General features: G+C 54.8%; 10 protein-coding genes and 1 tRNA gene. 9 read left to right on the forward strand and 2 right to left on the reverse strand.

Translation table 11 applies throughout. The features are described 5' to 3' along the window. Window positions 1–9 precede the first annotated feature (9 nt). Window positions 10–1,806: a lipid A export permease/ATP-binding protein MsbA gene (gene msbA, locus C5F52_RS05780; RefSeq protein WP_104797822.1), complete on the reverse strand. Its 1,797-nt coding sequence runs from the start codon at window positions 1,804–1,806 to the stop codon at window positions 10–12. A 93-nt stretch (window positions 1,807–1,899) separates the two neighbouring features. Between msbA and tolB the strand changes: the two genes are divergently transcribed. The 6 genes from tolB to C5F52_RS05810 all read left to right on the forward strand — a co-directional run bounded on the left by tolB (window position 1,900) and on the right by C5F52_RS05810 (window position 6,452). Further along, the gene (tolB, locus tag C5F52_RS05785) at window positions 1,900–3,183 is read left to right on the forward strand and encodes a Tol-Pal system beta propeller repeat protein TolB (RefSeq protein ID WP_104797387.1); all 1,284 of its coding nucleotides are present in this window, start codon (window positions 1,900–1,902) and stop codon (window positions 3,181–3,183) included. A gap of 30 nt (window positions 3,184–3,213) precedes the next feature. Then, window positions 3,214–3,723: a peptidoglycan-associated lipoprotein Pal gene (gene pal / locus C5F52_RS05790; protein ID WP_104797388.1), complete on the forward strand. Its 510-nt coding sequence runs from the start codon at window positions 3,214–3,216 to the stop codon at window positions 3,721–3,723. Continuing rightward, window positions 3,720–4,451, forward strand: coding sequence for a tol-pal system protein YbgF (gene ybgF / locus C5F52_RS05795; protein WP_104797389.1), 732 nt, complete (start codon window positions 3,720–3,722; stop codon window positions 4,449–4,451). The genes pal and ybgF overlap by 4 nt, the downstream gene beginning before the upstream one ends. Further along, window positions 4,448–5,530 (forward strand): YeeE/YedE family protein, encoded by a 1,083-nt coding sequence (locus tag C5F52_RS05800; protein WP_104797390.1) that lies wholly within the window; start codon window positions 4,448–4,450, stop codon window positions 5,528–5,530. Before ybgF ends, C5F52_RS05800 begins: the two co-directional genes overlap by 4 nt. A 25-nt stretch (window positions 5,531–5,555) precedes the next feature. After that, a complete protein-coding gene (locus C5F52_RS05805; RefSeq protein WP_104797391.1) occupies window positions 5,556–6,314 on the forward strand; it encodes a ThiF family adenylyltransferase in 759 nt (252 codons plus the stop codon). Between the two features lie 62 nt (window positions 6,315–6,376). Further along, a tRNA-Lys gene (locus tag C5F52_RS05810) sits at window positions 6,377–6,452 on the forward strand. Between the two features lie 237 nt (window positions 6,453–6,689). On the opposite strand, the gene C5F52_RS05815 is transcribed toward C5F52_RS05810, so the two are convergent. After that, the gene (locus C5F52_RS05815; RefSeq protein WP_161499659.1) at window positions 6,690–6,971 is read right to left on the reverse strand and encodes a tetratricopeptide repeat protein; all 282 of its coding nucleotides are present in this window, start codon (window positions 6,969–6,971) and stop codon (window positions 6,690–6,692) included. Between the two features lie 79 nt (window positions 6,972–7,050). Between C5F52_RS05815 and C5F52_RS05820 the strand changes: the two genes are divergently transcribed. The 3 genes from C5F52_RS05820 to C5F52_RS05830 all read left to right on the forward strand — a co-directional run bounded on the left by C5F52_RS05820 (window position 7,051) and on the right by C5F52_RS05830 (window position 9,876). Beyond that, on the forward strand, window positions 7,051–7,524 hold the full coding sequence (locus tag C5F52_RS05820; protein ID WP_104797393.1) for a hypothetical protein: 474 nt from the start codon (window positions 7,051–7,053) through the stop codon (window positions 7,522–7,524). Window positions 7,525–7,575: 51 nt separating this feature from the next. Then, on the forward strand, window positions 7,576–8,010 hold the full coding sequence (locus C5F52_RS05825) for a POTRA domain-containing protein (protein ID WP_161499660.1): 435 nt from the start codon (window positions 7,576–7,578) through the stop codon (window positions 8,008–8,010). A gap of 141 nt (window positions 8,011–8,151) precedes the next feature. Then, window positions 8,152–9,876 carry a ShlB/FhaC/HecB family hemolysin secretion/activation protein gene (locus C5F52_RS05830; RefSeq protein WP_104797395.1) on the forward strand — a complete coding sequence of 575 codons (1,725 nt, stop codon included), beginning with the start codon at window positions 8,152–8,154 and terminating at the stop codon, window positions 9,874–9,876. Window positions 9,877–9,927 lie beyond the last annotated feature (51 nt).

Genomic DNA, 9,927 nt, shown 5'->3' on the forward strand with positions numbered 1-9,927 from the left:
GGGGATGCGTTAAATGGTGGAGGTGTCAGCAAAATGGTTGTCGGCACTTTGTGCGGCCACTTTGTACAACGCGGCATACGCGCCGCTTTGGGCCATGAGTTGGCTGTGCGTGCCGGTTTCCACAATGCTGCCGGCTTGCATGACCACAATCAGGTCGGCATGCTCGATGGTGGACAGGCGGTGGGCAATGACCAACGAGGTGCGACCTTGCATGAGCACATTCAGCGCGTCTTTCACCAGTTGCTCTGAAGCGTTGTCCAAAGCCGATGTGGCTTCGTCCAAGATGAGGACAGGCGCATCTTTGTAAATGGCACGGGCAATGGCTAAGCGTTGGCGTTGGCCGCCCGAGAGTTGGGTGGCGTTGTGCCCGACCAGTGTGTTTTCTTGGTGGGGCAGTCCGCGCACAAAGTCGCCGAGGTTGGCTGCTTCTAGGGCGCTCCACACGCGGGCGTTGTCTACAGTTTCACCGAGTGCAATGTTGTGAGCGATCGAGTCGTTGAACATGATCACATCTTGGCTCACAAACGCCACTTGGCGTCGCAAACTGGCGAGCGACCAGTCTTTGAGCGGCACGCCGTCTAGGCTGACTTGGCCTGAACTGGGGTCAAGAAAGCGTGGCAGCAAATTGGCCAAGGTCGTTTTACCCGAGCCCGATGGTCCAACAAAAGCCACGGTTTGACCGGGTTGGATGGTCAGGCTCACGCCGTTGAGGGCGGGGGACGTGGCAGACGGGTATTGCAGCGTGACGTGGTCAAAGCAAATTTCGCCTTGGGCGTGCGCGCTGGTGTGTGTGCCTTGCGTTTCATCGGGGGCGAGGTCGAGCAAATTCAAGCCACGTTCTAATGAGGTGACGCCGCGTGTCAATGTGCCCGCCACTTCAGACAAATGTTTGATGGGCGAAATCAGCATCAACATGCCAGTGATAAACGCCGCAAACGAACCCACCGTCACGTTGGATGTACCGCTGTCTGCGCTGCTTTGCCACAAAGCCACAGTGATCACCCCAGACAAAGCCAAGGCTGCCAGCATTTGAATGAGCGGTGTCATCACTGAATTGGCGACCACTGCCTTGAGCGCCAATTGACGCAATTTGTGGTTAAACGCCCCGAACTTGGTGATTTGGCTGTCTTGCGCGTTGTGCAAGCGCACCATGCGGTAGGCCAGCACGTTTTCTTCCACCACATAAGCCAGCTCATCGGTGGCGTCTTGGCTGGCACGCGTGACGTTGTCAATTCGGCGTGAGAGGTTTTTAACCACCCAAGCAATCGGCGGGAAGATGGCAAACACAATCAGGGTGAGCTTCCAGTTGAGCATCAGCAAATAGCCAAGCAAGGCCAGCAGCGTGACCAAGTCTTTGGCAAACGACAGCATGGTGGAGACGAGCAAGCTTGCACCGTTGTTGACTTCGTAGACCATGGTGTTGGTCAAGCCACTGGTGTGTTTGTCGGCAAACAGTTGAGGGGCAGCGCGCAGCAGCTTTTCAAACAGGCGTTGGCGCAAACGCTCCATCGAGTAATTGGTCACACGGGCCAAGCAATAAGCGGCAATAAAACCTGCAAAGCCGCGCACACCAAACAAGAGCAACAAAACAGCGGGGATTTTCCAAAGCTCTAGCGTTCCACGGTCAAAACCGTTGTCAAGCAAAGGTTTCATCAGTGCTGGAATGGCGGGCTCTGTGGCTGAGCCGATCAGAATGCCCACAATGCCGAGTGCCAGCGCACCAGGATGACCCGCAAACCAAGGCGCCACGCGTTTGAGCCTTTGAAACAAGGAATCAGACGGGGTTGATGGGGCGGTGGTGGTCATAAATTCTTCACGTGGCAAGAAAGGCAATACAGAGCATTATCGCCACTCGTTCGCCACTAAAATCAGCGGATTCATTTGGCTACCTCTCTCACTATGACACGTCAATTTTTTCGCTTCACACTTGGGCTTTTGACCGCCGGCTTGTTGGCCTTGCCAACGTGGGCGCAGTTCCGAGTGGAAGTGTCGGGCGTGGGTTTGACCCAAGTGCCTATTGCCTTTGCCCCCTTGCGTGGTGAAGAAACATCCCCCCAAAAGATTTCAGCCATCGTGCAGGCCGACCTGGAGCGTAGCGGCCAGTTCCGTGGCATCACCGCTGGTGTGGTGACAGACGAAACCCAACGCCCCGACATCAGCGCCATGCGCCAAAAGGGCGCCGATGCCTTGCTAACCGGCAGCATCAGCCGTATGGCAGACGGTCGCTATGACGTGCGCGTGCGCTTGTGGGACGTGGTACGCGGCCAAGACCTAGGCGCCATGAGCTACACCGTGGTGACGGGCGATTTGCGTTTGGCGTCTCACCGCATTGCTGACTTTGTGTACGAAAAACTCACCGGCGACAAAGGTGTGTTTTCCACCCGCATTGCCTACGTGACAAAGACTGGCAACCGCTACAACCTGTGGGTGGCTGACGCGGACGGTGAAAACGCCCAGTCTGCCCTGGCTAGCCCTGAGCCCATCATTTCGCCCAGCTGGTCACCCTCTGGCGGTCAATTGGCCTATGTGTCGTTTGAGTCACGCAAGCCTGTGGTGTATGTGCATGATGTGTCTACCGGCAAGCGCCGCGTGATTGCCAATTTTCGTGGCTCCAACAGCGCGCCTAGCTGGTCGCCCGATGGGCGCAGCTTGGCTGTGACCTTGAGCCGCGATGGTGGTTCGCAATTGTTTGTGATTGATGCCAACGGTGGCGAGCCCCGCCGTTTGACACAATCGGCTGGCATCGACACCGAGCCCGTGTTCGCCCCCGATGGCGCTGCCATTTACTTTGTCAGCGACCGTGGCGGTGCGCCTCAGATTTACCGCATGCCTGCGTCTGGCGGCCCAGCCAACCGTGTGACCTTCAATGGCACATACAACATTTCACCTGCCATCAGCCCTGATGGCCGTTGGTTGACCTACATCTCTCGCATTGGCGGCGCGTTTAAGTTGCATGTGATGGACATTGCCAGCGGCAACGTGGCAGCCATCACCGACAGCAACCGCGACGAGCGCCCCAGCTTTGCGCCCAACAGCCGTCTGATCGTGTACGCCACCATCCAAGATGGCCGTGAAGCCCTGATGACCACCACCTTAGATGGCCGCATCAAAGCCCGCTTGTCTGGCCAAGGCGGTGACTTGCGTGAGCCCAACTGGGGCCCGTTCAGCAAAATCTTGCCTTAATTTATCTCTCTCTTTTTGGAACACACATTTATGAAAAAACTTTTGTTACTGGCTTCTGTTACCGCAGTTTTGGCGGGTTGCGCTTCTGGTGTCAAGCTGGATGACGTGCAAGTGGATGACCGCTCTGGCGGTGCTTCAGGCCAAAGCAGTGTCAATGGTTTGAACTCACGCAACCTTGGCGCCATGGAAGGCATCAAGCAAGGCCCTGTGGGCGTGGAACACATCATTTACTTTGATCTTGACAGCTACACCGTCAAATCTGATTACCAAACCGTGTTGGATGCCCATGCCCGCTACCTGCGCGCAGATCGCAATCGCCGTGTGAACATTGAAGGCCACACCGACGCACGTGGTGGCAGCGAGTACAACTTGGCTCTGGGCCAAAAGCGTTCAGACGCTGTGCGTCGCTCCTTGTCGGTCTTGGGCGTGCCCGAGAGCCAAATGGAATCGGTGAGCTTTGGCAAAGAAAAGCCAGTGGCCCAAGGCTCTGACGAGTCTGCTTACTCACAAAACCGCCGTGCTGCGTTGAACTACCAATGAAACTGAACCCTTCTTTTTCTACCCGCGCTGTGGCCCTGGCCGCAGGTGCGCTGTTGAGCTTCAATGCCACGGCTGCGTTGTTTGAAGACACCGATGCACGTCGCGCCATTCTCGAGTTGCGTGAGCGCGTCGAGCGCCAAGGTGAGGAAATTCAAAACTTCCAGCGCAGCTTGCTGGAGCAGCAAAACCAGTTCGAGGCTTTGCGTACCGAAACAGCACGTTTGCGTGGGGAAAAAGAAGAGTTAACGCAAGAATTACGTCGCCAGCAGGAGCTGTCTCAAGGCGTGGACGACCGCTTGAAGAAGTTTGAACCCACCAAGGTCAAGGTCGATGGCGTGGAGTTTGTGGCCGACCCCGCAGAAACCAAAGCCTACGAAGATGCTTTGGCCATCTTCCGCAAAGGCGAGTTTGGCGCAGCCAGCGCGGCGTTCAACGATTTCATCAAACGCAACCCCAAGAGCGGCTACGTGGTGCCTTCGTTGTTTTGGGTGGGCAATGCCCAATACGCCAACCGCGACTACAACAACGCCATCAAAAACTTCAACACTTTGTTGAGCAAAGCCCCGAACCACATGCGTTCTGCAGACGCCATGTTGTCTGTGGCTAATTGCCAGTTGGAGTTGAAAGACACCAAGGCTGCCCGCAAAACCTTGGGCGATGTGGTGAAAACCTATCCACACACCGAGGCGGCCTCTGCGGCCTCTGAGCGTTTGGCGAAACTCAAGTGACCGAGCTAGTCACGCTCACCAAAGAGGTCCTTGGGGCCTTTTTTTTAGGTGGCTTGCTTTTGGGTGTCATCAGCCAACGCACCCACTTTTGCACCATGGGCGCCATTTCCGATGTGGTCAACATGGGCGACTGGACCCGCGCACGCCAATGGCTGTGCGCGATTGGCGTGGCAATGATTGGCTTTGCCGCATTGGCAGACTTTGGCCTGATTGACCCCAGCAAAACCTTGTACGCCAGCCCGCGCCTGATGTTGCTGTCCACGCTGGTGGGCGGTTTGATGTTTGGCTACGGCATGGTCATTGCGTCGGGTTGCGGCAACAAAACCTTGGTGCGCATGGGCGGCGGCAACCTCAAATCGGTGGTGGTGTTTGTGGTGATGGGCGTCAGCGCGTTTGCGACGCTCAAAGGCATCACAGCCGTGGTTCGCACCAACACAGTGGACACCGTGTTTGTAGATATGCCTGCGGGCGCTCATCTGAGCGTGTTGGGTATTCCTCATTTGGGCTACATCTTGGGTGCGCTTGTGTTGCTGTGGGTCTTGCGGCACAAAGACTTTTGGACGTTTGACAGCCTATTGGCTAGCTTCGGCGTGGGTGGCTTGGTGGTCGCCATGTGGTGGGTCAGTGGGCATTTGGGCTTTGTGCCCGAGCATCCAGAAACCTTGGATGCGGTGTACTTGGCCACCAACTCTGGCCGCATCGAAGCACTCAACTTTGTCGCACCTGTGGCCTACACCCTAGATTGGCTGATGTTTTACAGCGACGCGTCCAAAGTGCTGAGCGTGGGCATTGCCGCAGTTGCAGGCGTGCTCGTCGGTTCGGCCATCTCGGCGTTGCAAAGCAAAACCTTTCGCTGGGAAGGATTTGCCAATCCACGCGACCTAGGCCAACACTTGCTAGGCAGCGTGTTGATGGGCGTGGGTGGTGTGACCGCCATGGGCTGTACTTTCGGTCAGGGCTTGAGCGGTATTTCTACATTGAGCCTCAACTCCGTCGTCGCTTTGGCCGCGATTGTGGTGGGGGCTGTGGTGTCTTTGCGCCAGCAAGCTGCACGCTTAGAGCGCACCGCCTGTGAGTGAACCTGTTGTGACGCCGTCTTCCACGATGGACCGCCGTTTTGGTGGCTTGGACCGCTTGTATGGCGTGACCGGTGCGGCCAGCATTCGCGCGGCGCACGTGGTGGTGGTGGGTGTGGGTGGTGTGGGCTCGTGGACGGTGGAAGCCTTGGCGCGCAGTGGGGTGGGGCGCTTGACCCTGATTGACCTAGACAACGTGGCCGAATCCAACATCAACCGCCAAATTCACGCGCTGGACGACACCGTTGGCATGGCCAAGGTCGAAGCCATGCGTCAACGCATTGCGCACATCAACTCGGATTGCGTGGTGACGTGCATTGAAGATTTTGTTGAGCCTGGCAACTGGCCTGGCATTTTGAATGGCGTAGACGTTGATGCTGTCATTGACGCCTGTGACCAAGTCAAAGCCAAAACAGCGATGGCGGCTTGGGCCATCAAACACAAAGTCTTGTTCATCACCGTCGGGGCCGCTGGCGGCAAACGCTTGGCGCACAAAGTGGACATTGATGATCTGTCCAACACCAGCCACGATCCACTCTTGGCCAAGCTGCGTTACAACCTGCGCCGTGAACACGGCGCTGCGCGCGAGGGCAAAAAAATAGGTGTGGCGTGTGTGTTCAGCCGAGAGGCTGTTGCACCGCCAGATGCCAGTTGTGACGTGCAAGGTGACGGCTCATTGAACTGCAGCGGCTATGGTTCTGTGGTGAGCGTCACGGCCACGTTTGGTCAATGCGCAGCGAGCTGGGTTTTTGATCAAATTTCTTCACGCGCATTGCCAAAACACTAAAAAATGCGTTATACTTTTAGGCTTCGCAGGGTACGAAACAAACGTTAAATACGCTGCGTGATGGGACCATAGCTCAGTTGGTAGAGCAGCGGACTTTTAATCCGTTTGTCGTGGGTTCGACCCCCGCTGGTCCCACCAAAAATCTTAAAAGGACTTAGAGAAATCTAAGTCCTTTTTTCATTTCCGAAACGATTTTTCATATTTAGTCAGATTTATTGGAAATACTATTAATCTTATGTAAACAAGATGAAGAATGACAAAAACGAAAGAGGTGAGGGATTCATAAATCAGGGAGGCGAGCGAAGAAAAGGTGCGCGCGCGTCAAAGCGTCAGCGAAGCACCTTATGCAGGATCTTCAGAAGGTAAGTTTGGGCTTTACGCCATGGCAGTGTTGCCTGACAAATAAGTCGCGTAGTTGTCAGTCAGTTGGTTATAGGCATTGGCAGCTTCGTCAAATTTATTTTGCTTCTGCAGTAACCACCCATAGTTGAACCAAGCCACGTGTTTGCGCTCATCTTTGCCGTGTTGCAGCCATTGGCGATATAAATCAATAGCTTCTTGGTATTGTCCAGAAGCCTGCAGCATCTCAGCGGCTTGTGTGAGTTCGTGCAGTGTGAAGCTGGTCAGCTTGGCACCTGATAAATATTGGTTTGACATGTTCATCTCCTGAAAATCAATTTCCCTGAGTAGTTGCATAATCCATGCCAACTGAAAATTGACACCTGAACTTGCAAATATGAAAAGTACCACCGCATTTTTATTGGCTTTTTTGTTGTCACCAGTACTGAGCCAGGCGGCAGACTTGCGTACGTTTGATGAGTTGCGTGCCCAATACCAAGCCTACAAAGATCCTACGCGCCTGTCCTATCTTTACAACCGTTGTGCTGCTTTACAGCTCAACGTGTCGGCGCTATTAGCTAGAAAAGGTGAATCCAAAGGGGCAAAAGACTTTGAGGCTTTGGCTCAGCACTACATGGTGTTGTCCGAGGCCAATGAGCGCGACATCGACAAAAAACGCGGTTTGAAAAGCAAAGATTTGACCAAAACCGTTCATCGCAACGTGGGTGTGGTTTCAGAGGTTTACAGCCAACGCATGAAAGACAACTATCGCCAACGCCGTGAATATATTGTGGGCGATGCGCAGCTGGAGTCCGAGCTGTCCGAATGCAATCTGCCTGAAGCGTTCAAGAAAAAAGCGATCAACGATTAGGCACGGGCTATGCTTGTGTCGTGTCAGTTCTTCTCTAAATTAGGGGTGTTTATGTCGTTTTTAAGTCCAATTTCAGCTGTGTTTGTGCTTTTCAGCGCAACAGTGAGTGCGCAAAACATCCCCGATGCCGGTGCCTTGATGCGTCAAAACGAGCAATCTATCCGCCAAGACCAAATGCAGCGTAACGCGTTGATGCGTCAATCTTTTCTGCCAGAGATGCAGATGTCGCAGACCACCCGGGTGACCCCAAACCGCATCCGCTTTTTGGGGGCCAAGCTGTTGTCGCAGGAGGTACTTCAGGCCGTTGCAAAGCCTTACCTCGATCGCGCCCTTGATGCTCATGAACTTGAACAGCTGACCCAAGTTGTGAGCGATGCGTATCGCCGCGCCGGCTGGGTCGTGCGCGTGTACATCCCGCAGCAAGACCTTACTCAAAATGACTTGATCGTTCAGATTCTCGAAAATACGCCTTCTAGCGCGCGATAAAGCCTACAAAGTCCTACAAAACCGTCAAAAAGCGGCAAGGCACAGAACTTGCATTAAGACAACCCTTATGGTTGTTTTAGTACGCATTTTGTGAAATTAACTCGGTCGCGAATCATTGCTGCGATTGTTTTCCTGTGTCTTTTGGGTGGGGCGTTAGAGATCTACGACCCCGTTGTACCCAAAAACGCAGGCACAGTCCTGCGCGCGATTGAAGAAAAAACCGATCTGCCCGTCACCGAGTGGGCCGAGGCGGTCACTGGCAAATCCTTCGCCAAACCCAAGCAGCCACGCAATTTGGTCGATGCCGCCATGGACAAAATGGTGGAGCAGCAGGAGGTCGAACAGGCCGCCAAAGCACTCATCACGCTCAAAACCATCCAGTTCACTGGCGTCACGATTCTGGGCGACATGGAGCTCAAGGGCATCGTCGAACCCTTCATCAACAGCCCCATGACCTACGAGCAAATGCTCGAAATCGGCATGGTGGTCGAGTCGTACTACCGCAAAAACAACTACTTGGCCCGAGCCATCCTGCCGCCGCAAGACCTGAACGAAGGCGTTTTGACCGTCGACGTCATTGAATCCGTGTTCTCCAAGGTCGAAATCGAGCAAGAACTCGCTGACTTGCCCAACACCCAAGCCCACGTCACCGCGCTGATTGAATCCCAACAAAAACCAGGCGAGCCGCTCAACACCCAGTCACTGGGCCGCGCTTTGGCCTTGGCCAACGATGTGCCAGGCGTCAACGTGCAAGGCTCGCTGCGCCAAGGCCGAGAGGCTGGCGAAACCGAGCTGTTGCTCAAGCTCTACCAAGGCCGTACCCGTCAAGCTGAACTCAGCATTGACAACGCGGGCTCTCGCTCAACAGGTGCCATCCGCACCCTCATCACCCTCAATTGGTTCAACCCCAATGACTTGGGCGACTTGCTCAACGTCGTGGCCGTCCACACACAAGGCAGCAATTACGCCCGTTTGGCCTACAGCATCCCAGTCGGAACCGACGGCTGGCGTATGGGGATGAATACATCCGCCATGAGCTACGAAGTGGTCGTGGGCGAGCAGGGCATGGTTGGCGCTTTTGGTAGAGCCGTCACCAAAGGCATGGAATTCATCTACCCACTCTTGCGTGCAGATGACCGCAGTGCAACCGTCACCCTTTCTGCAGATACCAAAAAGTTCCAAAACACCTCAGCCCAAGGGCTGGTCATGTCTGACTACGAAGCCAAAGTCATGTCGGCGCAAGTCTCTGGCTTCTACCGTGACATCAACCCAGGCGGCAGAACGGGAACTTATGCGTTACAGCTTTCGCACGGTGACATCAACCTCGATGGCTCCTTGAGTCAGCAAACCGACAAAAACACCGTCAAAACCGAAGGCGTCTTCAACAAAATTCGCCTCAACGGCACGTGGCAGCAGCCCATCACGGCAAGAACATCCGCCTTTGTTTCCTACACAGGCCAGTTGAGCGACAAAAACCTCGACTCCTCCGAAAAAATGCAGCTTGGCGGCATGAACGGCGTGCGCGCCTACCCAACTGGCGAAGGCTCTGGCTCTGACGGCCAAATGGTTCAGCTCGAACTCCGACAACAGTTAGAAAACGGCATCAACATGGCCGCCTTCTACGACTGGGGCCAAGTCTGGCTGCAACACGACCCCAACTATCCCGGCGGTCCGCAACACAACCTCAATACCTACAAAGGCTTTGGCGCCAGCATCGGGTACACCACCGAAGATGGCATCAACATCAAAGCCACATGGGCAAGAAAGATTGGCAACAACCCCAATCCCAACCCCATCAACGGCAACGACCAAGATGGCACGCGCGATCGCAACCGCTACTGGCTGCAAGTCACTCTACCTTTCTAGCGCGTGAAGAAAAACTCAAGAAGTCCGCCGTCATTCCGAATCGGAATTGCA

The organism is Limnohabitans sp. TS-CS-82, assembly GCF_002943475.1.

What these genes read in the sequence shown, in the direction of transcription:
- msbA (WP_104797822.1), bottom strand. Translation starts at nt 1,806, where the DNA reads ATGACCACCACCGCCCCATCAACCCCGTCTGATTCCTTGTTTCAAAGG.
- tolB (WP_104797387.1), top strand. Translation starts at nt 1,900, where the DNA reads ATGACACGTCAATTTTTTCGCTTCACACTTGGGCTTTTGACCGCCGGC.
- pal (WP_104797388.1), top strand. Translation starts at nt 3,214, where the DNA reads ATGAAAAAACTTTTGTTACTGGCTTCTGTTACCGCAGTTTTGGCGGGT.
- ybgF (WP_104797389.1), top strand. Translation starts at nt 3,720, where the DNA reads ATGAAACTGAACCCTTCTTTTTCTACCCGCGCTGTGGCCCTGGCCGCA.
- C5F52_RS05805 (WP_104797391.1), top strand. Translation starts at nt 5,556, where the DNA reads ATGGACCGCCGTTTTGGTGGCTTGGACCGCTTGTATGGCGTGACCGGT.
- C5F52_RS05815 (WP_161499659.1), bottom strand. Translation starts at nt 6,971, where the DNA reads ATGTCAAACCAATATTTATCAGGTGCCAAGCTGACCAGCTTCACACTG.
- C5F52_RS05820 (WP_104797393.1), top strand. Translation starts at nt 7,051, where the DNA reads ATGAAAAGTACCACCGCATTTTTATTGGCTTTTTTGTTGTCACCAGTA.
- C5F52_RS05825 (WP_161499660.1), top strand. Translation starts at nt 7,576, where the DNA reads ATGTCGTTTTTAAGTCCAATTTCAGCTGTGTTTGTGCTTTTCAGCGCA.